This window comes from Bacillus sp. FJAT-25509, from assembly GCF_001420605.1.
GTDB lineage: Bacteria > Bacillota > Bacilli > Bacillales > Bacillaceae_G > Gottfriedia.
The window spans coordinates 338,499-362,283 of the sequence record NZ_LJIZ01000021.1 but is presented as its reverse complement, the minus strand read 5'-3'; the positions used below and the strand labels follow the sequence as shown (position 1 = coordinate 362,283).

21 protein-coding genes are annotated in these 23,785 nt (G+C 34.8%); 1 reads left to right on the top strand and 20 read right to left on the bottom strand.

Annotated elements, in window-relative coordinates:
* Window positions 1-30: 30 nt before the first annotated feature.
* The 11 genes from hutI to AN960_RS14745 form a co-directional block, all read right to left on the bottom strand.
* Entirely contained in the window at window positions 31-1,287 is a 1,257-nt protein-coding gene (gene hutI, locus AN960_RS14790) for an imidazolonepropionase (protein ID WP_056472980.1), read from the bottom strand.
* Window positions 1,287-2,963, bottom strand: coding sequence for a urocanate hydratase (gene hutU, locus AN960_RS14785; protein ID WP_056472977.1), 1,677 nt, complete (start codon window positions 2,961-2,963; stop codon window positions 1,287-1,289). Before hutU ends, hutI begins: the two co-directional genes overlap by 1 nt.
* Before the next feature lie 260 nt (window positions 2,964-3,223).
* On the bottom strand, window positions 3,224-3,751 hold the full coding sequence (locus AN960_RS14780) for a DinB family protein (RefSeq protein ID WP_056472973.1): 528 nt from the start codon (window positions 3,749-3,751) through the stop codon (window positions 3,224-3,226).
* Window positions 3,752-3,824: 73 nt separating this feature from the next.
* Window positions 3,825-4,349, bottom strand: coding sequence for a CbrC family protein (locus AN960_RS14775; RefSeq protein ID WP_056472970.1), 525 nt, complete (start codon window positions 4,347-4,349; stop codon window positions 3,825-3,827).
* Between the two features lie 132 nt (window positions 4,350-4,481).
* On the bottom strand, window positions 4,482-5,948 hold the full coding sequence (locus AN960_RS14770) for a response regulator transcription factor (protein ID WP_056472968.1): 1,467 nt from the start codon (window positions 5,946-5,948) through the stop codon (window positions 4,482-4,484).
* A gap of 190 nt (window positions 5,949-6,138) precedes the next feature.
* Window positions 6,139-6,645, bottom strand: coding sequence for a protease inhibitor I9 family protein (locus tag AN960_RS14765; protein ID WP_286131716.1), 507 nt, complete (start codon window positions 6,643-6,645; stop codon window positions 6,139-6,141).
* Between the two features lie 126 nt (window positions 6,646-6,771).
* The gene (locus AN960_RS14760; protein ID WP_056472965.1) at window positions 6,772-7,002 is read right to left on the bottom strand and encodes a hypothetical protein; all 231 of its coding nucleotides are present in this window, start codon (window positions 7,000-7,002) and stop codon (window positions 6,772-6,774) included.
* Between the two features lie 290 nt (window positions 7,003-7,292).
* Entirely contained in the window at window positions 7,293-11,411 is a 4,119-nt protein-coding gene (locus AN960_RS14755; RefSeq protein WP_056472962.1) for a S8 family serine peptidase, read from the bottom strand.
* 266 nt (window positions 11,412-11,677) lie between these two features.
* The gene (locus AN960_RS14750) at window positions 11,678-11,860 is read right to left on the bottom strand and encodes a hypothetical protein (RefSeq protein ID WP_056472960.1); all 183 of its coding nucleotides are present in this window, start codon (window positions 11,858-11,860) and stop codon (window positions 11,678-11,680) included.
* A gap of 55 nt (window positions 11,861-11,915) precedes the next feature.
* Entirely contained in the window at window positions 11,916-12,059 is a 144-nt protein-coding gene (locus AN960_RS24515) for a hypothetical protein (RefSeq protein WP_156339692.1), read from the bottom strand.
* Entirely contained in the window at window positions 12,043-12,603 is a 561-nt protein-coding gene (locus AN960_RS14745) for a hypothetical protein (protein WP_156339691.1), read from the bottom strand. Before AN960_RS14745 ends, AN960_RS24515 begins: the two co-directional genes overlap by 17 nt.
* A 348-nt stretch (window positions 12,604-12,951) precedes the next feature.
* Between AN960_RS14745 and AN960_RS14740 the strand changes: the two genes are divergently transcribed.
* A complete protein-coding gene (locus AN960_RS14740; protein WP_056472956.1) occupies window positions 12,952-14,628 on the top strand; it encodes a M4 family metallopeptidase in 1,677 nt (558 codons plus the stop codon).
* 92 nt (window positions 14,629-14,720) lie between these two features.
* On the opposite strand, the gene AN960_RS14735 is transcribed toward AN960_RS14740, so the two are convergent.
* From AN960_RS14735 to AN960_RS14695, 9 genes are all read right to left on the bottom strand, one after another.
* Window positions 14,721-15,716 (bottom strand): alpha/beta hydrolase, encoded by a 996-nt coding sequence (locus AN960_RS14735; protein WP_056472953.1) that lies wholly within the window; start codon window positions 15,714-15,716, stop codon window positions 14,721-14,723.
* Between the two features lie 176 nt (window positions 15,717-15,892).
* A complete protein-coding gene (locus tag AN960_RS14730; protein ID WP_056472950.1) occupies window positions 15,893-16,663 on the bottom strand; it encodes a Cof-type HAD-IIB family hydrolase in 771 nt (256 codons plus the stop codon).
* Between the two features lie 47 nt (window positions 16,664-16,710).
* Window positions 16,711-17,658, bottom strand: a complete 948-nt coding sequence (locus AN960_RS14725) for a LacI family DNA-binding transcriptional regulator (RefSeq protein WP_056472948.1) — start codon at window positions 17,656-17,658, stop codon at window positions 16,711-16,713.
* Window positions 17,659-17,693: 35 nt separating this feature from the next.
* Window positions 17,694-17,999, bottom strand: coding sequence for a hypothetical protein (locus AN960_RS14720; protein WP_056472943.1), 306 nt, complete (start codon window positions 17,997-17,999; stop codon window positions 17,694-17,696).
* 206 nt (window positions 18,000-18,205) lie between these two features.
* Window positions 18,206-19,924 carry an alpha-keto acid decarboxylase family protein gene (locus AN960_RS14715; RefSeq protein WP_056472941.1) on the bottom strand — a complete coding sequence of 573 codons (1,719 nt, stop codon included), beginning with the start codon at window positions 19,922-19,924 and terminating at the stop codon, window positions 18,206-18,208.
* A gap of 247 nt (window positions 19,925-20,171) precedes the next feature.
* The gene (locus AN960_RS14710) at window positions 20,172-20,933 is read right to left on the bottom strand and encodes an SDR family oxidoreductase (protein ID WP_056472937.1); all 762 of its coding nucleotides are present in this window, start codon (window positions 20,931-20,933) and stop codon (window positions 20,172-20,174) included.
* 47 nt (window positions 20,934-20,980) lie between these two features.
* Window positions 20,981-21,346 (bottom strand): MerR family transcriptional regulator, encoded by a 366-nt coding sequence (locus AN960_RS14705; protein WP_082459519.1) that lies wholly within the window; start codon window positions 21,344-21,346, stop codon window positions 20,981-20,983.
* A 153-nt stretch (window positions 21,347-21,499) separates the two neighbouring features.
* Window positions 21,500-21,919: a hypothetical protein gene (locus AN960_RS24915; RefSeq protein ID WP_216600080.1), complete on the bottom strand. Its 420-nt coding sequence runs from the start codon at window positions 21,917-21,919 to the stop codon at window positions 21,500-21,502.
* Between the two features lie 41 nt (window positions 21,920-21,960).
* A complete protein-coding gene (locus AN960_RS14695) occupies window positions 21,961-23,619 on the bottom strand; it encodes an FAD-binding dehydrogenase (protein ID WP_056472936.1) in 1,659 nt (552 codons plus the stop codon).
* Window positions 23,620-23,785: the final 166 nt, after the last annotated feature.

Genomic DNA, 23,785 nt, shown 5'->3' with positions numbered 1-23,785 from the left:
ACCCGCCATTTATTTATCATTTTCTACTACTTACACAATCTTTTTACCTTTTTTCCAAACAGATTTCACATGGTTAACACCGAATAAATATTGTAATTCTTGATAGTTTTTAACATTCCATAATACAATGTCTGCTTGCTTTCCAACTTCAAGTGATCCGATTTGATCTTGGCGATTAATAGCACACGCAGCGTTGTATGTTGCTGCAGTTAAGCTTTCAGCTGGAGTAAGTCGCATCGAAATACATGCTAAGTTCATTACAAGCGGCATTGAAGTTGTTGGTGAAGAACCTGGATTGCAGTCAGTTGAAATAGCTACTGCTACTCCTTCATCAACCATTTTTCTTCCTTTTGCAGCATCTTCACGTAAATAAAGTGCTGTTGCAGGAAGAAGACAAGCAATTGTTCCTGATTTAGCCATTGCAGCAATGCCTTCATCAGAAGCTTTTAATAAATGCTCGGCTGAAATAGCACCAACTTTTGCTGCTAATTCCGCTCCGCCATACGGTTCAATTTCATCAGCATGAATTTTTGGAATTAGATCATATTTTTTACCTGCTTCTAAAATTCGCTCTGATTGTTCTGGCGTAAATACACCTTTTTCGCAGAATACGTCATTAAATTCAGCTAATTTTTCCTCTGCAATGATTGGTAGCATGTCGTTAATTAAGTGATCAACAAAATCGTCTTCTCGTCCTTTAAACTCTTTCGGCACTGCATGAGCACCCATAAAAGTAGGAACTAATTCAACTGCATGCATATATTTTAATTTTTTCATAACTCTTAACTGCTTTAGCTCGGTTTCTAAATCCATACCATAACCGCTCTTACTTTCTACAGTAGTCACGCCATGTGTTATGAATGAATCTAGACGTCGCATCGTTTGTGCCATCAATTCTTCTTCAGTTGCTTCACGAGTCATGCGGGCAGTCGCATGAATTCCGCCACCCGCATTCATAATATCCATATATGTTGCACCTTCAAGACGCATTTCAAATTCACGTTCTCGGCTTCCACCATACACAACATGTGTATGTGGATCCACTAGACCAGGAGTAACAAGTTGGTTTGATGCATCTACTACTTCTGCTTCATGAATTTTTTCTGCATAGCGATCTTGAATTTCTTTTGTTGTACCAACAGCTTGAATTACTCCATCTTCAATCCATAAGCTACCGTCTTCAATTAAACCAAGCTCTGACATTGCTTCCTTTGAGCGAGGTCCTTTCACTTCAGAAGCTAGCGTTGCTAATTGAGCTGCATTATTAATCCAAATTGGTTTTGTCATTACTTATCAGTCCCTTTATCAAGCATTGGAATATTTACTCCTCTTTCACGAGCAGTTTGTTTAGCTAGCTCATAACCTGCATCAGCGTGACGAACTACACCCATTCCAGGGTCTGTTGTTAATACGCGCTCAATACGTGCTTCTGCTTCTTTTGTACCATCTGCAACAATTACGACACCAGCGTGTAATGAGTAACCCATTCCTACTCCACCACCGTGGTGAACTGATACCCAAGTAGCGCCACCAACTGCATTAATCATTGCATTTAAGATTGGCCAGTCTGCTACTGCATCTGATCCATCCATCATGCTTTCAGTTTCACGGTTTGGAGATGCTACAGAACCTGAGTCTAAGTGGTCACGTCCAATTACGATTGGAGCTTTTAATTCGCCACTTGCAACCATGTCATTTAAGATTTTACCGAAACGAGCGCGCTCTCCATAACCTAACCAGCAAATACGAGAAGGTAAGCCTTGGAATTGAACTTTTTCTTGTGCCACACGAATCCAGTTACATAAATGCTCATTATCAGCAAATTCACGTAAAATAGCTTGGTCAGTTTTGTAAATATCTTCAGGATCACCTGATAATGCTACCCAACGGAAAGGTCCTTTACCTTCACAGAATTGTGGTCGGATATAAGCTGGAACGAATCCTGGGAAATCAAATGCATTTTCTACGCCTTCATCCTTCGCAACTTGACGGATGTTATTACCGTAATCAAATGTCACAGATCCTTTTTCCATCATTTCAAGCATTGCTTTAACATGAGTTGCCATTGAAGCTTTTGAACGAGCAACATAAAGTTCTGGATTTGAAGCTCTTAATTCTGCAGCTTCTTCTAATGACATCCCTGATGGAGTATAACCGTTTAATGGATCATGTGCTGACGTTTGGTCAGTTAATACTTCTGGAATAAAGTTTCTAGCAATCATCTCTGGTAAAATATCAGCTGCATTACCTACAAGACCGATTGATAATGCTTTACCTTCTTTTTTCGCTTCTTCAGCAAGACGAATAGCTTCATCTAATGAATCTGTTTTAACATCTGTATATCTAGTTTCAATACGACGATCGATTCTTGTTTCATCTACATCAATACCGATACAAACTCCGCCATTCATTGTAACAGCAAGTGGTTGAGCTCCACCCATTCCACCAAGACCAGCAGTAACAGTAATTGTACCTGCAAGTGTGCCATTGAAATGTTGTTTCGCTAATTCTGCAAATGTTTCGTAAGTTCCTTGAACAATACCTTGAGAACCGATATAAATCCAGCTACCAGCTGTCATTTGTCCGTACATCATTAAACCTTTTTTATCTAATTCGTGGAAAGTATCCCAATTAGCAAAAGCAGGTACTAAATTTGAGTTAGCAATTAAAACACGTGGCGCATCAGTATGAGATTTAAAAATCGCAACTGGTTTACCAGATTGAACTAATAATGTTTCATCATTTTCTAAATTCTTTAATGAATCAACAATCGCATCGAAGCACTCCCAGTTACGAGCTGCTTTACCAATTCCACCATATACAACAAGATCCTCCGGACGCTCCGCTACATCTTGATCTAAATTATTCATTAACATACGAAGAACTGCTTCTTGTTGCCAACCTTTTGTATTTAATTCCGTACCTCTATATCTAACTACTTTATCAACTGTAACCGTATTCATAATTTAATACCCCCTTGATGTGATATTTTCAGTCTAACACGAATTTTCCGATATTTTATTATAAAATAATGATTATTTTATAATTTATTTCACTTTACTTAACTTTAAGTTGTATTTTTATAAATTATCTCAAATCAGATTAATTATTTAGTCTATTTTACGATTTAGATCGGAATGCACGAATGATTTGTAATAAATAATAAACCCAAAATTTAAGCCCGCATCATCGATTAATGAATAATCGTCGATACAGGCTACTATTAACTATTTTTATATAATTTACGAATCATTCTGATTTGGCCACGGTGATTGATTTCGTCCTCAAAAACATGAAACCATTTAAAGTAATTTGTAGCTTTATCTCTACCAAACTCTGTCTGCTCATATAGCCACTCATCTGAAAGTGTATTAAATTTTGCATAAGTTTCTTCTCGAACTGAGTTTAAAAGATTAATATAATAGTCTGCATCATTACCTTTAATTGTCTTCCTAGCATGATCATCTAAGTCTAAACCAGGTAACCATTTCTCTTCTTCTTCAGAATTTAAATCTCGATTTTCAAATGTATTAAGTTGATACCAATATTCAACTCCTGCCATATGAGTTAACAACATCCCAATTGTATTACCTGTTGGAGTGTGCAGGTAATCTAACTCCTCCACTTTAATATCTATAATAGCTTCAAGAGTTGTATATCTTACATAATTCATCATTGAAATTAGAGTATTAAAATCTCCTTTTACGCCTTCTTGTTCGCCAACTAATAGTAATTTGTTCCATTCGTACATAGTTGCAACCCCTTTCATTTTTTTCTACTTAAAAATTTAATTTTATAATAATTTATTAATAGAAAAAAGTTAATTATGATGCATCTGCATGAAGACGATGCTTTTTGCAACAATTACATTGAAATAAATAACCTTGTAATTTACCATCATTTTTTAAAGCATCTTTAAATTCTTGAATTGATAAGCCATATTCTTCACTTAGCCTGTTTAAGTCTGTCTCTAATTCTTTTTCTAAATGTTTAACTTCTTCCCATCCAACATAATCAATAATCGAACAGAAATCTCCACAATGACTAAGCCAGTATTCTTGTTGCCACCCCGTATAACCAGGAGTTCGATAAATCAATTCATCTATAAATTCATCACTGTCAACTTCATCACAAGAATCAAAATCTTGAAACTCACCATCATATTTTTTAGCTGCTGAACCATCTGCGATACACCATGGACAAATTCCTTCAACATCTTCTTCTGAGTAAAATGAACCATCGTAAACAAAATTCCGTTTCTGCTCGCAAACAGGACAAACTGTCTCTTCTTCAACTATGACACCTAATTTTATTGGATTTGGATTGTATTTAAAAATTGGTAGATTCACTTATTTTCACCGCCTATTCTCTGTAATTATCGATCAAATTTATTATGGTTACATTATACTAATATGACAAAAAAAGACTACTATAGCAATAGCAGTCAATTTTGGGAATACTATAGTCTTTTAAACCAATTCCTACAAACCAGATCGATAAACTAAAGGAGTACATCCCTCAAGTTGTTTGAACTTTGCATTAAAATATGATTGGTGAGAATAGCCAATTAATCTTGAAATTTCATCTAGTGGTAAGTCTGTTTCATCTAATAATCGTTTTGCTTCTCGAATTCTCACTTCATGGAGCGTCTCTCTAAATGATTGATTGGATTCGGCCGCAAAGCGACGACTAAGTGTACTTTTATTAATTCGGAGTGCATCAGCACAATCCGTTAAACTCCATCCGGCATCCCAATAATTCGATTCAATTAATTCCCTTGTTTTCTCAACTAATGTACGATGTCCTTCTTGGGAAGAATCATGACCTTGTAGCAATAGACTTGTTGTAAAATCATGCAGTTCTTGAACAATTTGATAAATGATCGGTCCATGTACAATTTTTTGGAAAATATCATAATAGGTACCTTCCCAAGATGCAGTTTGAAGATTATTTGATTTCATATATCTTCTTATTTGTGCAAGTACACTTGTTAATCGGATTCGAACAATTTCTGGATCTGGGTATGGCTGCTGAAAGGTTAAAAATTCTCGTTCCATCCAGTCTCGAATTGCTTTTGCATCTCTTCTTTCTAACATTTCAATCCATTGGCGTTGCTCTAGAGGTGTAAGGAATGGATCCTTCTCTTGATATGTCATTGGTTCGTTTTCTGCCAAAATAATATCATAACCTTCAAAGAAGATTCTCCGTGTTAACTGAAGTGTTTGCTCGAAAATTTCTTTTAATGTTTCTTGCTGAGAACCGACTTTCATTACGATTGCAAGAGGCTCATCCATCATTTCTTTCCAACGAGCAAGAAATGCATTATATTCGTCCTGCAATAACACTTCATCAACTTCATGTACACATAAAATAAAGTCAGATCCTACAAATAAACGATTTTTCCCTGTAAATGGATTTCGTTCTAACGCTTTATAGACAAGAGGAAGTGTCCCAGAATTCGGTGTCAAAAATGCAACCATCGTAATCGGACCATCATACATGCGTTCATTCAAAAAAAGGTCAGGATAATCTATATTAAATGAGCTTATTTCTTCATTTTTGTTTCTAGTAAAATAACGTTCTTTGTTACGAATTTGATAGCGTAATTGTTGAATATGCTTAATTAAATCAGTAGGAGAAAATGGGCGAAACAATACATCCTCCGCTCGATATTGTAGTGCAAGATAGGCAGTTTGAAAAATTCGCTCGGATGAAATACCTAACCAACGAATTGAAAATTTTTGGATTAAATCACCAAATCTTTCACTTTCATTTTTCCAATGGTCCATATCAAATATGACAAGGTCCGGCTGCTGCTTTTGAATAGCCTTTTCAAATTCCCCCATCGTTTTCCAAGAAACAAGGTTAATACCAGTAAAGTGCGATTCCACGACCCACCTAATCCCTGAAGCTTCTAACTCATCTTTTGCAACTAAATGAATTTCCATCGTGTTTCACCTTCACTTCTAACTTTTTTATATCATAATAGCAAATTTTTTTTGTTTTTGTAGATTAAAAACGCTTAATTAATCTTTTTTAATGAAATAGTATTTGAAGTGATTGTTAGATTTCAAATTTTCCTTCTAAAAAAAGTGCCTCAAAAGTGTGTAAACTTTTGAGGCACTCACAAACGAATTATTATTTCTGATTAAACGGTGTAACAGGAGGCATAATATGTACTTTTTTATTTGGATAGATTCTTGCAATCACTGTTGATTGTGATAATCGTTTAATATCCTTGCCAGGTAGCTGCATTGATACACCATTCAGTGCAGTCTTATAAACATGCCTAATCGTATAAGGAACATTTTGGTCTTCTAAGAGAGTTTTTATTTCTTCTTGAAATTTTGCATGACTTTCTTCTACTTGCTTAGTCGCTTCTTCTAAAGTAAGTTGTTTTCCAGCTGCCTCAGCTTCCTTTACAGCCACCACAGCAGGCTTCGTCTTGAATTCAATAATAATTGAAGTCATTTGGTTAGTTGAAAAATCAATTGATGGATCTACATAAAAAGAAGGGTTCATTGTAACATTCGCCACCTTTGTCTCATCTGAATTTTTAGTTGTATTAAGTGTATTCCCATTACATCCGCTCATAATAAAAAGCATTAAAATAAATAAAATACTTCCTCTATAAAAATTCTTCATATTTACTACATCCCCTTCAAAAACTGTTTAATAAAAAAAGACAACCTATCAGGATTTTATCCTTTAGAGTGTCCTTTCAAACATTATTTTACGTAGGTAAACAAAGTGTAGAAGAATGGGCATTAGTTACATCCTATAATTATCATTCAAAAATTCAATATGATAATTAATAGTCCTTAAATATTGTTTTGTTGTATCTTTAGAAAGACTTTTAATCCTCTTTAGCATATGAACACTTAATACTTTTTCATTGTTATAAATTCTATATTTTTTTAAAGTTGAAAGTCTATAATTATATTGACTCGCTTTTACTTCATTTAGTTTTTTTACATTTATTAGATAATCTGTAAAGTTCATAATTGCCCCTCCTACTTGTATAGAACAACGATTTTTCGTAAAAAGAACTAGTCCTATTATTAAAACCTACTTAGGACTAGTTCTTTGTATCATTCTATTTGGCATGTCTACTAATTATACCTCTAAAGTTTTATTTGTTTGATGTTTCAAGATTCATTAGTACTATGAGAAAATAAAAGAAAAAAAGGAGAGCAAAATTCACTCCCCCTATTTATCATCACACTACCTAAAATACCCACCCAAACTGACTACTATAGCGTATACTAGAAGGCTTTGTCTCAATTATTCATTTAATTAATCCCTAACTCTAGTTTAATCTCATCAATCGTTTTTCCCTTATATTTTTTAACCGGTTTTGGTGCATCCCCAACCGTTGGATTTTGCATTAAGTAATTTTTCTCAAAAAAAGTAAAATCTTTTGCATCAACGATATTATCAAAATTAATGTCTGCGCTTCGTTTATTCGTACCCCAATATGTTTGGATGAATAATGCATCCTTTATGTCAATTACATTGTCTTTATTTACATCTCCTGCAATTGGTGCTTTAAAGTTTATTTCTGGATTCCAATGTGCAGTTGGCATTCCTTCGTCATTTAAAAAGCCCACATGGAATGGAACATACATTGTAAAATGACCTGGTAGATCAAGTGACGCTTCCAATTCTTCAATTGTAACTGGTAGTTTTTCTACAGTTGGTGAGCCGTATGTATTGATTACCCCTGGATATATATTTCCACTTTGGTCTTTTACAGATAGCACTGCACCGATTTTAGATGGATCTACCCTCCAACTTTCCCTCCCTTCTCTTTTTAATGATTCTGGGATTCCAAAACCTCCAGTAATTTTGGAATAGGTTGGTTGGCTCCAAATTGGAGTAATCGCCGAAAACATCGAGATAGTTTGGTTCGCATCATTTTCATACGATGCTGTTGGTGATCTGAAAGTTGATAGCATATTATATGAGTCATTTTTTACTTTTAATGTGAGTTCTGCAAAAGATACATCACCAGTTACTTTACCTTCTGTCATTTCTACATTTACATTTAAATTTGTATATGAACCAGATTGAGCTGTGGTCGTTGAGATTTTAGCAGTTCCGAATTTTTCAATAGCTGGATTCAGTTTTACATCTACTAACTCCAGTTGGCCAGTAGTAAAACCGAAGCTTGTTATTATTTTCTTCGCATCTGTTAGATTACTAGCTTTTAAAGTTACCTTAACACTTTCACCTTGATTCACAATTTTTTTATTTACACTTCCATATACAATTGGAGTGCCTTCTGGGATAAAAGTATAGTACTTATAACGGTCACCGATTGCCGCTGAATTATATCCCGCAAGTTCTACATTAAAGCTTTTCGCACTTATTGGAATATTGTATGCGAAGTCTCCTTTTCCATCGACGTAAAATCCGTTTGTAAACAATGAACTATTATTTTTCTCCATAACAAAATTGCCAGATTGATCTATTGAGATTCCTTGCCTTTTATAGTCATCTTGTGTTTTATCAAACACTCTACCTTTAATTGGAAATGATGTCGTGCCAGGCTTATACTCAATTACTCCTTCTTCTAAATCTGTCGTAAATTTAGGAGGTGTAATATCAATCATCGTATGGTCAACCATCGTAAACGTTTTTCCTTCTCGATTTGTACCAATTATTTTTACTTTATAATGACCTGGACCATACGGTACCTTTTCCTTTATAGTTGAAATTGGTTGCTTCGGATTTCCAGTAAACGGTAAGTAGTACCCTGTAAAAACACCATCAATATAATAATCTGTATTTTCATTGTACTGAGATGTATTTAGTGTTCCTAAATAGCCAATCTCTTTATCAGTTTCGCTGTCTAATAAAACAAAATCAATTGTTTCCATACTCGATCTAGCATTAAAAACTACACCTGTCGCGTAGTTTAATAAAGGATAGAAATTATTGTAATCTGAAGTCTGCATCTTATTGTATGTTGCCATAGAATTAAATCCATCTTCTACATAATGGACACCAAATGGAAGTTGATATTTTTCAGTCGGATCCGCATTATTTGTAATTACAATATAACCTTCGTATATTCCTTTTTCCGCAGATTTTGGAATGTTTAAATTCATTTTTATTGATTTTGAACTAATGCCATTTAACTTAACGGATGTAGGCCCTGCAATTGTTAATTTATTTTTTGCAGCATCTTTTGAACCTCTAAGTCCAGTTTGAAATTTGGCTTCAATACTAAAGATTTTCGCTTTTTCACTTCTATTCTTCATAGTAATATTTCGTGTTGAAGTTTGATCTAAATCATTAAAACTAATTGAACCAAAGCTCATTGCACCCGTTAACTCGTTAATAGATTTTTCTTTTCCATCAATAATCATTGGCGTTTTATCATCAACACTAATTTCAACATTTGAATGAATAGCTTCATAAGCATCTACTCTTCCACTACCAATCTCATAAACACTATAATCTTTCGATAATGAATCAGCCGTATTCATTAAGATTGATTTTACGTCTGCTGGTTGTAAATCTTTATTAGATTGGAGTAATAATGCTGAAACTCCTGCAACATAAGGGGTTGCCATCGATGTTCCTGATAAACGTTCATAGGCTATTTTATAGTCTTCCGATCTAGTTCCATCTGCTGTTTTATTATTAACATAAAACGGAACAGTTGAAAGTACAGCAACACCAGGTCCGGTAATCTCTGGTTTGATATCATAATTTACCCTCGAAGGACCTCTTGAGCTAAATACCGCTAATTCATCATCTGCCGTTTTTACTTTTGTAAATTCACCAAATGTAAAATCAGTATCCCCGGCTTTCATCGCTGTTGAAATTGCCATTCCGTCTTCATATGAAACTGAAAAACTAGGAATTGAATTGACCGATTCACCTAAATACGCTTGGATTAGTCCTTCAGCTTTATTCACTTCATTGTTATAAATAATTACGCCAGCTGCGCCTTTACTTTTAGCTAGTTTAATTTTATCTACAAATACAGTGTCTCCACGAGAGATAAAAGCTATTTTTCCATTTACATCTTTACCGTTATAATCTGTTGCCTTACCAAGCCCAACGTCTACTAATTTAAACGTTTTTCCTTTTAAAGTTGTTAAATCATCTGAATAATTTCTTGCCATCTCTCTAACAGCATAATTTTTGCCATTTTGTAATCCAGTAAACTGAAACATATTAATTGCAGTTGAGGAAGCTCCAACAGTTAATGCTAAAGCTGATGAACCTGGAGAACCAAGAGTATACATTTGGTCTCCACTATTACCTGCAGCAACTACAGTTGTTACACCACTTAAAACTGCATTGTTAACAGCAACTGATGTAGCATAAAGAGGATCATTAATTGATGCCCCTAACGACATGTTTATAATATCCATTCCATCTGCAACAGCTTTATCTAATGCAGCAATAATATTAGCAGTTGTCCCACTACCATATGGTCCTAATACTCTATAAGCATAAAGATCTGCTTCGGGAGCAGCGCCAAGTGTTTTATACTCACTATTAGCAACACCACGACCGCCTATTATTCCAGCAACGTGCGTACCGTGTTCTGTATAATATGTATTTGAGCCAGAAAGCTCAGGCTGACCAGATTTTTTCCAATCCGCATACGTTGTTTCCATCGGATCATTATCATTGTTAACAAAATCATATCCACCTTTATATGCGTCCTTTAAATCAGGGTGATTATAATCAATTCCTGTATCAAGTATACCGATTTTGATACCTTTTCCTGTATAACCCTCTTCATGTAAACGATCTAATCCATCATACGGTGTATAATTAGTGACATTAAACTCATCAGCTTTTAACTGCTCATTATTTTCTGCTTGTTTTGGTGGATCAATTGAAAACTTTTCATTTTTCCAAACGGCTTTAACAACTTTTGATTTCAAAAGATTTTTAATTTGATTTGCTGGCAAGCTCATCGCTACACCATTGAACGCATGCTTATAAGAGCGATTAATTTTAAAATTTACTTTTGATTTATTTCCATCAATTAAAACCTTATTTACATCTGTCTGGAAATCCTCATGATCTTGATCTACTAGTTTAGAAGCTTCCGTTTTAGAAAGCTGCTTTCCTTCTGCATTTAATTCAAGTTGTGCAACCTTTTCGGGTTTATTGGAAAACTCAACGATTACATCTGTTTGTTCATTGGAATTTAAATCCATATGTGATATTTGAAGACCTTTCGACTCATTAGATGATAGCTCTTTTAAAGCTACCCTTTGTGTTGGTGTTAATTTTGTAAGAATTTCTTCTGCTTTTGAATAACTATCAGCTTTTGAAACATGACCTACATTTCCTAAAGAGGCCAAAATTAAGCTTGATGATAACGCTACGATTGTTATACCTTTTAGAAAATCTCCTTTGTGTAAATTACTCCCCATCTTCTTCCTCCTATTTTCCGACTACCTTCTCAATTATTCTGAATATTCAATCGGAGGTCAAACGGGTTATTTTAATGTAGTAAAATCAACACTTCTAAAAAAAACAGACTATTTTCGACTATTTTCGATAGAAAATGAGCAAGAATTTGTGTAAGTTTGAAGATTAAGTCGTTAAACTAAAAAAATCCTATTGAAATTTAAATTTCAATAGGACTTAAATAACTAGATTTAAAACAAAAAAACAAATTAGGTCTATTTATAATACTTTAATTTAATTGATTCATCGTTACAGAAAAGATATAGCTTTGATACTTATCACAGCCTTCATACCTAAATCTCTTTCCGTCTTTTTTATATTCTCTACCATCTTCTTGAAAACCTAAATCTTGTAAAGCGTCTTTAATTGAACCATTTTCGTAATCTTTTCCGACTTGGAATTCGATACTCAAATTACTCACCCTTTTACTAGTTTTTATTATTTATTTTGGTAATTTTAGGGTGATTTTATACTTGAGAGTAATCATCTAATAATACTACTTTTGCTACGAAATCATGTTCAGAGTTTAGTGAATTACTTATTTCTAGAATGATATCATCATAATCTCTTTCGATACGTGGCCAACTAGTCGGTCTATAACCCGTACTCATCGTGCAACCTCTTTCTAAAATATCTCCAAACAGAAGCATCTGATTCTTCCATTGATGTCATATCTGAAAGTGGCTTTGATCCTAGTGTATCTTCATATGGACCCTTATATTTAATTTCAAAAGCTGCGTTTTGATTTATCAAAAATACTTTTTCATCTTGGTCCGTACCATTAGATTCTGGATTACTATTTTCCCATTCATTTACTATTTCTTGAACTGGATAGACTTTCCCAGTCCTTGATTTCCAAAGAGTGTTACTTTTTATTCTAGCTTGCTCGTTAGTTTCTTTTCTTTGATAGCCAATAAATCGTCCGTCATTAATCCAGTTATTTATAGTAGTAATACTTACTCCAAAATAAATAGATAATTGTCCTGTTGTATATTCACTTACAGACTCATCTTGATTTGAGGCCACATCTGCTAACAAAATTAGTATTTCTCTGTAATAAGTTTTTAACAACTCTGAATCAGATAAAATCTGTTCGCTAAGCTTGCTATATTGTAGCTTGTTACCTTCCCTCTTATCTACATAGTTCACCAACACTTTTGTATTTCCGACTTTACCTTCTAACTAAATTAAAAAATAATCATTTACTAATATAATAATTTCCATACTTTTTCTCTTTTTAGACTCCTTTTTCTTGAGTTAATTTTAACCAAAAAAATACATATTCTTAATAAAATTCGATTTTTTATTTACCATTTTTTAACTAAAATCAATACTTTTTAACTATTTTAAAGATTCTGAATTAATATTTCCTCGATATTTCCGCTTATTTTTTTCTCTCATAACGCAAGAATTGACGAATTTTGTAGTTTGATAAACCAGTTTTTCGGATGATACGATGAATTCCTCAATACCACATTTGTTAACCAAGGGGAGGAATTTTTAATGAACAAAAAAGTTTTAGCGGTTGGATTATCTGTAGGTTTGGCGGCAAGTAGTTTAGCGGTAACTAATACATATGCTGCACCAAAAAATGTATTGTCAAATTACAAGTACAACAAATCAGTAGGATCTCCTGAATTCGTTTCTGGACAGCTGACAAAACCATCAGCTAAGAATGCTGAAAGCGTTGTAAAAGCTTATGTAAATGCTAACAAAGATAAGTTCAAACTAGGTTCAAAGTCTGCAAATGAGTCGTTCATTGTTAAGTCTAGCAAAAAAGATACTTATGGTACCGCACTTCACTTACAACAAGTTTATAATGGTGTTCCTGTATGGGGATCTACTCAAACGGCTGTAGTTGGAGATAATGGTGCTCTAAATGTATTCTCTGGTACAGTAATTCCAAACTTAGATACTAAAAAAGGGTTAAAATCTACTAAAAAAGTTAACGCTAATAAATCTATCAAAATCGCAGAAACAGACCTTGGATATACTCCTGTCTATGAAAAAGACCCTACAGCTCAACTAGTAGTTTATACAAGTGGTGATGATGCTACATATGCTTATCAAGTAAACTTAAACTTCCTTTCTCCAAAACCAGGAAACTATAATTATTTCATTGAAGCTTCAACAGGAAAAATTTTAAATAAATATAATAGTATTGATACAATGGACAGCATCCATGCTGCTAGTAAGTCAGCTGGAGCATCAGTTGCTAAACCATCAGTTACTGGTACAAATGTAACTGCAACAGGAAAAGGTGTACTTGGTGATACAAAAACATTAAATATGACTCAATCTGGTTCAACTTATTATTTACAAGACAATACAAGAGGAAACGGTATTTTCACATATAATGGAGCTAATCGTACTACTCTTCCTGGTACACTTTTGACAAGCACTGACACACTACTAAATAGTACAAGTGAAGCTGCAGCAGTTGATGCACATTATTATGCTGGAAAAACATACGACTATTACAAAACTGTTTTTGGACGTAATTCATTTGATGGTAATGGTGCTGCCTTAAAATCAACTGTCCATTATAGCCGTAGTTATAACAATGCATTTTGGAACGGTTCTCAAATGGTTTATGGTGATGGTGATGGAACAACATTCACTTACTTATCAGGTGGACTTGACGTAGTAGCGCATGAGTTAACTCACGCTGTTACTGAAAGAAGTTCTAACTTAATCTATCAAAATGAATCTGGTGCATTAAACGAAGCTATTTCGGATATTTTTGGAACTGTAATTGAGTTCTATAATAATAACAATCCAGATTACGAGATTGGTGAAGATATCTATACACCTGGTATTGCTGGTGACGCTCTTCGTTCAATGAGTGATCCAACTAAATATGGTGATCCAGATCATTACTCAAAACGTTACACTGGAACATCTGATAATGGTGGCGTTCACACAAATAGCAGTATTATCAATAAAGCTGCTTACTTAATTTCAGCAGGTGGAACTCATTATGGTGTAACTGTTTCAGGCATCGGTATTGATAAATTAGGAAAAATTTTCTATCGTGCAAATACTGTTTACTTAACTTCTTCAGCAACTTTTAGTCAAGCACGTGCAGCACTTGTACAATCTGCTGCTGACCTATATGGTGCAAGTTCTGCTGAAGTAACAGCTGTTAATAATGCATTTGATGCAGTTGGTGTAAAATAAAGTTTGATTTATAAAGAAAAAGAAGCCTCATAAGTGTAAGTACTTATGAGGTTCTTTTTTGGGTGAATGGAGGCAGCGAATTCCAATGCTTTTTATTGAGAAACTTTCGTACCGTTCAAGAAATTGAGTAATTCATTAAATGTATTTTGGGCAGCTTTCGTATTCATTTGGAACTGGTATTCATGACCTAGTTTTCCTTCTGATTTACTATAAAAGACTTGTTTAACACCTGTTCTTTTTTCTAGTAAAGTTGCGAATTTTTTACCTTGTGATTCGAAGGAACCTGTATTTCCATCAGTTATAAATGTTGAAACAAATTTTTCTGGTACATTTCTTAAAAGGGATGTTTCCTTTGTCATCTTTTCATCTTCCCAATTGTATTTTCCAAAATAGGCCCATCCAACCCGTTTAAATACAAATTTAATAAATCTTGATGAAGCGTTTGTCTGAACTTCTTTCATATCATAAGGACCACAAAGAAGAATCGCACCACGGATTGTATTTGGATCAACACTTTGACCTATTTTAGCTGTATCGGAGTAGTGTTTATTCATTTGAATGCTTACAAATTGTGCTGTAAGCTGAGCTCCTGCTGAATCTCCAGCTATATAAATATTGTTTAAATCCAGTCTATATTTACCAGCATTTTTTTTGACAAATTTGTATGCTTGATCAATTTGTTGTAGAGGTATTGGATAAGCAACACTTGGAGCTAAGGGGTAATTTATATTCACTACATTATACCCATGACTCGCGATATATGTAGCATATTTCCGAACATCATTTTTATCTCCAGCTACAAAAGCGCCACCATGAATCCAAAAAATAGTTGGAACGTATTTCAAATCACCTTTATACTTAATCAAATCAAACGTACTGCTTTTATATTTTGATGAGTATTCAATATCAGTATCCATTGTTGTTTTATGTTTTGCTATACCATAATCAGCTGCCTCTACTTCAATCCCACCGGCGAAAGACTTTTTCAAAAACCACGTAACAGGTCTTGGAGATAGAAATATCGATCCACCACCAACTATGATCAGTAAAAGTAAACATATTCCAATTATTTTAAATGTGCGCTTCATATTTGTCCTCCAGATAAAGTGCTATCTGAAGATTATTATTCGATTTTCCAAAAAATATCATACATTAAGTCAGATCTTAATCTAATTCTACCAATTATTAAAGTCAGTAATATCAAATCAAGCAGAGTTCACAAAGTGTTCGCGCTTTTCTAGGTTAATCTAATTTCGTTCAGGTATTAGATTAATAACATTTTCTTAAGCGCATTGTAAATACCATGTTCATTGCAACTATCTGTGATTAAATTAGCTTTCTCTTTTACCGCAGTTTCAGCATTTCCCATTGCAACGCCAATTCCTGAATGTTCCATTAGTTCGATGTCGTTCATTCCATCACCGAAGAAGACAATATCTTCTTGCTTAAATCCATTTTCTTTAGCGATTTTCAAAATTGTCTTTGCTTTCGAACCCTCTCTAGGAATGACATCTGAGCCATATTGGTGCCAACTCACATATCGGAATTCGCTGATATCATATTTATGAAGATCTTCAGTCTTACAAAAAAGCATAGCTTGAATAATGGAATTTTCTTTCCAATACATTTCATCAAAATCAGGGATAATCAACCCTAAACTTTCATAAGAACTTGTTAATGACTCTCCAGGTTCTTCAAAATGTCTTTTTACTCCGTCCAATGTTTGGAACACAATCTGGTCATTGTTTTCCTTCGCAATATTAATTAGTTTCATAATCGATTCTTTTGAAAATACTTCCTCATGTGCTAATTCATGGCGGACATACCCTACTGACCCATTGCATAAAACATAAGTATCAATTTCGAGTTCGTCGACAATTGATATTGCAGAAGTGTAGTCTCTTCCTGTTGCGATTACGATTTCATGTCCATTTTCTTTAAGAGAAACTAAAGCTTGTTTCGTACTATCTAGAAACTTCATTTCAGTCGTTAATAATGTTCCATCAATGTCAAAAACTATAAATTTTTTACTCATTTTCTTTCCCCACATTTTTCTCTATTTTTTTTATCTTTAATTATGCTTTAAACAGAATCTCTTTCTACAATTCGATAAGGTATTTTTATTTTTTCTCTAGATTTCTTTATGACAAGGCTACAAGCTTGTTCACCGATTTTCGTTAATTGGTGATCCACTGTAGAAATTCCCATCCCGATACCAATTGGTTGATTTTCTTGACCAATGATTGCTAAATCATTAGGGATTTTCACTTGTTGTGACTTTGCGTATAAAAACATGCCCCCTGCCACTTCGTCTCCATTTGCATAGATAGCAGTTGGCTTTTTTTGTAATTCCAGGAATTTCTTTGCAGCTTCATATCCGTCTTCTAAGCAATGACAATCTGATAGATGGTATTCAGGTTGAAGTTCACCAAAAATCTCATTGTAAGCAGTAATCATTTGTTTCGTGCTATTACTTTCCAGCCTAGCTGTTGTGAATGCTACCACAGCATGCCCTTTGTTTTTTAAAAGTTGGAAAGCATCTAGATAAGAAGAATAGCGGTCCATATAAGAACAACCAATTTCTTTGTGTTGTGTATATTCACAAGCAACAATTGAACCATATTCGCTAAACGGAATGATTGTTTCCCAATCATTTGCTCGTGAAGTGATAATGATGCCATCATACAGCTTGCTTTTTAACTTTTGCAAATACTCCACTTCTTTTTCTTTACGATAATTTGAAGGAAGTACCGTTATCAAAAAATCTTTCTCTAATGCCTTGTTCAGTATTCCGTTTAATATTTGATCAAATGCTGGATTGTTGTTATATGGGAGAATAACACCAATTGTCCTTGTTTCTCCTCGAATTAAATCAATTGCATTTTTATTTGGTGTATAGTTCATTTCTTCAATAACTTTTAGAACTGCCTCTCGTTTATCACTAGCAACATACTTATAATTGTTTAAGACTCTAGAAACAGTAGAGACAGATACACCTGCTAATCTTGCAATATCGTTAATATTTGCCATCACACACCTCCAACACATATGAATTTTTAGGATTTTTATGTTTTAACATTCATTTTGGAAAAAGCGTTTATAAAGGAAACAAGGTTTCCACTGTATGCCCATCTTACCGTAATCCTGTGTTCACCTACAATGAATGTAGAATGTTCAAACTCTCTTCTTTCTCCTTCAAACCAGAAGGATTTTTCCAAATTTAATAGCTTATTGCTTACAATATATAATCTTTTATTGGTTAAATACAAATCTCCAAAGTAAATATTCTGTGTTCCATCAAAGATATCCAATAAACCTGTAACGGTAAACAATAGATGTTCATCGTATTTAAAATCAATTTTACTGTTCATCTTTTTTCTCCCTTCGTTGAAAATCGGCTTACTTTCAATCTAATTTATGAAATGGATTTCAAGTCAAGAGAAAAAATCAAACTAAATTTCAAGCCAGCTATCTGGAAGTAGATTAAGGTTAATAGCCATAAGAAATAGAGAGAATTGACAATCAAAAAAAAGTTGGAATCATCTTTTTTATTGATTCCAACTTTTTTATATACTGACTATTTTTGGCTGTTGTGTATCGCCTGCTTTTCCAAATACTTGTATATCTTTTTCATATTTTCTGGTGCGTCCAATGGGTCTTTTACAATCATTTCAATAATACAGAGTCTTTCAGAACATTCAATTTCAGCTTGGTTAATTGCCTGTTCAAGCTCTCCATTGGTACTGACAATCGCAGTAAACGCATTGCCCCCAAAGGCTTCAGCCAGCTTAGTATAAGACCACCTAGGGATTTTGTTGTATTTTTGATTTTTAGTTTTGACATTTAAATATTTTTCAATCGTATAACCGTCATTGTTTAAGACAAAAATGATAGGTTTACAGCCGTAATAGAGCATCGAGCTGATTTCTTGAGCAGTTAACTGTAGTGATCCATCACCTGTGAACAGTAACACCCGACGTTCTGGAGCCGCGATACTTGCACCGAACGTCGAGGGGGTTGCATATCCAATGGATCCCCAGCCTCCTTGCCCAATATATGTAACATTACTCGGCAGCCTCACCTCCGCCATACCATTGAAGAGTGTACCAATCTCAACAATCAAAATGTCATCCTTTTTCAGCATACGTTGAAAAAGTGGATAATAGCCGGCCGCTTTAAGTGGTTCATCATTACTTACATTGTTTTGATTGTATGGAAATGACACCTGTTTGAGTAATCCTTGACCTTTATAACCAACATTTTGTACTGCTTGAAGCAAGTCGGTAGCAAGAACGTTTGGATATACTGCACCTGCAATTTTAACTAGGTCTGATTGGATATCGATCGTCACCATTGAATTCAGTTTTGCGGTAAAATTCGCTGTGTTGGTGTCCGCGGGTACCAAGCCAATCGCAATGATACAGTCTGCATTTTCTACCGTACTTTGAACTTCAGAACATCCAAACGAGCCTAAGTACATTCCGATATAATTAGAATGGGTTTCATCGAATGCCCCTTTACCAAACATCATGGAAACAACGGGTATATTCATTGCGTCAACTAGCTGCTTAACTGCAGCCTGAAGGCCAAAACGTATGGTTTTCACATCCACTAGGATGACTGGCCGCTTTGCACAATCTAGCAACTGACGGACATGTTCTGCTGCAGTCTGAAGAGATATTAAGTTAGACGTTTTTTGTTGTGGTGTTGGTTCTATCCGGTTCATAATCGGCTGATCAACTAAATCATCGGCCACAACGAGGTAAACAGGCTGTTTCTTTTCTTTTGCAATGCGAATAGCAGCCGGAATTTCAATCATGGCATTTTCAGGTGTGATAACGGCATTATAGGCCGTTATCTGTTTATACATATTGCGAAATACATTAAAATCTCCATCCATTAAAGTGTGGTGCATCAGTTTGTGTTCTTTTTGATCTTTTTCTTTTGGCGAACCAACAATATGAATTATCGGAACATGTTCACTATATGCTCCTGCTATCGGATTACATGCGTTCAACTCCCCAACCCCAAACGTCGTAATAAGAGCGGAAATCCCCTTGATTCTTGCGTAACCATCTGAAGCATAACCCGCGTTTAGTTCGTTCCGACCTTCGATAAACTGGATTCCGTTATATCGCTCCAAAGTATCAAGTAGTGAAAAATTATAGTCTCCTGCGACGCCAAAAATTTTTGTAATGCCTTCTAGCTTCAAGCAATCAAACAAAAACTGTCCAACTGTTTTTTGGGCCATTCCAGAAAGCGTGTCGGGATTAACCGTATTCTTCATTTTATCCATTACACACTCACTCCTTTACCAGTGTTTATAGCTTGTTCATTTTTCTAGTACCCTTTTTATTCGTACCCTTTCATTGAAGAGGCTATACGGATGTTTGGAATAAGGAATACTGTAAAGCCAATACAAAACAACAAAAGGACAAATTCGAATTAACAAATTTGCCCTTTTTTATTTTTTTCCACTTCAGATATTATGATCAACAAATAAAGTGATTTTTATTGAAAATTATACTGCTGAAAAAAGATGGTTATTGAATTGTATTTTTCAACATATTGTACATATTTGTAACATGTTCATCGACTTGATCTCGTGACATACGAAGTCGTTCAACTGATGTTCCATATCCAATTTCTTGTTTCCCTTCTTTTAATCCCTTGAAAATACCATCTGCGAATTCATCTAAAGGTTCGCCGTGAGTATGCAATCCTGTTCCTCCTAAATCAGTATTAACTGCCGGAGGAGCAACTTCAATTACTTCTACAGATGTTTCGGAAAGTTGATGACGTAAACTCATTGTAAAGGAATGAATTGCTGCTTTTGTAGCTGAATAGATTGGAGCAATGACCAAAGGAGTAAAAGCTAATCCCGATGAAACATTCATAATCGTTGCCGCTTCTTTTGTAGCAAAATATGGAGCAAACATCATAGATAGATGGAATGGTGCTTCAATGTTTGTTGTGATTTCTTTATTGAAATAATGCCAATCGTTCTGAGCATCTGCTTTTAAAACATTAAAACGTTGTTGAATCCCTGCATTGTTCACTAGCACATTCACTTCTGGATAATTCTTTGTTACCCAATTAAACAATGATACACGTTCAGACTCAGAACTCAAATCACTAACATGTGTAATAAGATCTGGAAATTTTTCTTTCGCATTTTTAAGGACATTTTCACGTCGTCCAGTCACTATGACTTTATTTCCCGATTTAATAAACCGTTCTGCAAAAGCTAATCCGATCCCAGTACTTCCACCTGTAATAAGGATTGTATTTCCTGAAAGTTTCATTTTAATTCCTCTTTTCCATATATTTTCCACTTGATATTATACTTTTTTCAAAAATCCGATTGATTTGTATAACGATTAATTTTCAAATCAATCCCCTCTAACGATTTGGTCATTAACGAAATTTCTTCAAGAACTGCTTGCTTATGATTCCTCATCATTTCAAGTCTGAGATCAACCGTTTTATCTCCTTCTACGACCCAATCAATATATTGCTTAATACTACTAATGGACATATGCGTATTTTTTAAACAAATAACGGTTTCAAGGAGTGACATTTGATTTTCTGAAAATAGCCTTCTACCTGCTTGATCACGCTCAATCAGTGGTAATAGCCCTTTTTTTTCATAATAACGTAAGGTTGATTCAGTAATATTGAACTTTGCTGCAGCTTCACTAATTGAACAATATTTCATTGGGACCCCCAAAAATATAGCTTTCATTGTCGACAAGAATATCATACGACTTAAACTATGGTTTAAGTCAACAAAAGAAAAAATAAGATCGACTAGTTTGTCGATCAAATTTGTTTAATATACTCATGTGTGGATGAATACGACTTTACATTTTCATCCTAAACTATTAAGCCATTCTTTATAGAATCTTTGTTGTTCATCAATGCTAACAAAATTCAAATTAAAGTCACAATCAAATAGATCGACTAGATCCTCTGATTTGGCTTGTTTACCGGACTGTAATTTATAAGCTAAACGTCCATTCCCCATAGATAATGACATTGGAGATGGATAAACATCTAATGCAGCTCCATTGCAATGAATTTGAATGTTCATTTCTTCTAAATCTTGTCTCAGCATTAATAATGCATCAAAAAAGTTTTCGTTAATATAACAAAAGTCTTGGCCGTTTAATCCTATTCTTAACATAACCATATCTTCATTGTTTGGTGCTTCTTCAAATATTTCTAGTATTTCCTCGGATTGCTTCTTTCCTTGTGAAACAAATTTAATTATTTTCTCCTCTTTTATCAATTAAAACACCTCTAGTATATGGCACTGAGTTCTCCAATATTTCATTCTAAATCTCTACCAATCGCTCTTCCTGCTTGTCTACCTGAAAATAAACAACCACCTAAAAATGTTCCTTCCATCGCGCGGTAACCATGTACACCACCACCGCCAAATCCAGCAACTTCACCTGCTGCATACAATCCAGGAATTGTATCTCCTGAAGAATTTAATACATTACCATCTAAATTTGTTTGAAGCCCACCTAGTGTTTTACGACTCACAATATTTAAACGGACAGCAATTAATGGACCGTTTTTAGGGTCTAAAATTTTATGAGGAGATGCAACACGAATTAATTTATCACCAATATAATTTCGCGCTCCTCTTAAGGCAGTGATTTGTAAATCTTTCGTAAATTTATTATCCATTTCACGATCACGTGCGATTAGTTGACGTTCGATTTCATCATAGTTTAGTAAATTTTCCCCGGTTATTTTATTCATGCCTTCGACAAGCTCTTCTAATGTGTCTGCAACGACAAAGTCCTCTCCTTTTTCCATAAAAGCTTTTACAGGTGCTGGTATCCCTGAAGTTGCCCTTTTCATCACTTGTTTTATGCTCTTTCCTGTTAAATCAGGATTTTGTTCCGAACCTGAAAGTGCAAACTCTTTTTGAATGATTTTTTTCGTTAAAATAAACCAGGAGTAATCATAACCAGTTTGTTGAATAGTTTCTAATGTACCTAAAGTATCAAAACCAGGAAAATTAGGTGCAGGAAATCGTTGTCCACGTGCATCTAACCAAATTGATGATGGTCCAGGAAGAATACGGATTCCATGATTGCTCCATACTGGATTCCAGTTTTTTATGCCTTCAGTATAGTGCCACATTCGATCACGATTAACAATTCGACCACCTGCATTCTCAGTAATAGCAAGCATTCGACCATCAACATGTGCTGGTACACCAGATATCATCCTTTTCGGCGGGGTACCTAGTCGACTTGGCCAATTTTGGCGTATTAATTCAAAGTTCGCTCCAATACCGCCACTTGATACTAAAACGGCTTTTGCCCCATATTGAAAGTCACCAATTATTTCACGAGAGCTATCTTCTCCTCGCTCTGATTTACTTGGTTCTAATAAAGAACCACTTACCCCGACTACTGCTCCATCTTGTGTTAATAGTTGATCTACACGATGACGGGACCTAAATTCTACTAAACCTTTTTTCATATGCTCGCGAACTCTTCGTTCGAAAGGAGCAACAATTCCTGGCCCTGTGCCCCATACTATGTGAAATCGTGGCACGGAATTCCCATGTCCCTCTGCAAGATATCCACCACGTTCAGCCCAACCGACGATTGGAAAAAATCTCACACCCAGGTCATAGAGCCATTGCCTTTTCTCACCTGATGCAAATTCGACATATGCCTCTGCCCATTTCTTTCCCCAATAATCCTCATCATCTTCTCGATCAAATCCCGCTGTTCCAAGCCAATCCTGCCAAGCTAATTCCTTCGAATCCTTAATTCCTAATCTACGTTGTTCAGGAGAATCTACTAAAAATAACCCACCAAATGACCACCAAGCCTGACCACCTATTGATGTTTTCGGTTCCTGGTCTAATAACAATACACTTTTCCCAGCATCAGCCATCTCAGCAGTTGCAACTAAACCAGCCAATCCTGCGCCAACAACAATCACATCGAACTTCTCCATCCAACTCCCCCTCCTTTTAAGCCTTCTAATCTATAAAATGATGAATTTTTCGGTACAAGAACAGTTTTCTAAATTTTCAGTTATCAATTAAATAATACAGCAAATAGTAAGATAATAAAAGGAAAGAAGGTTCATCAATCGTGAACCTTCCTCCTTATTTCTATGC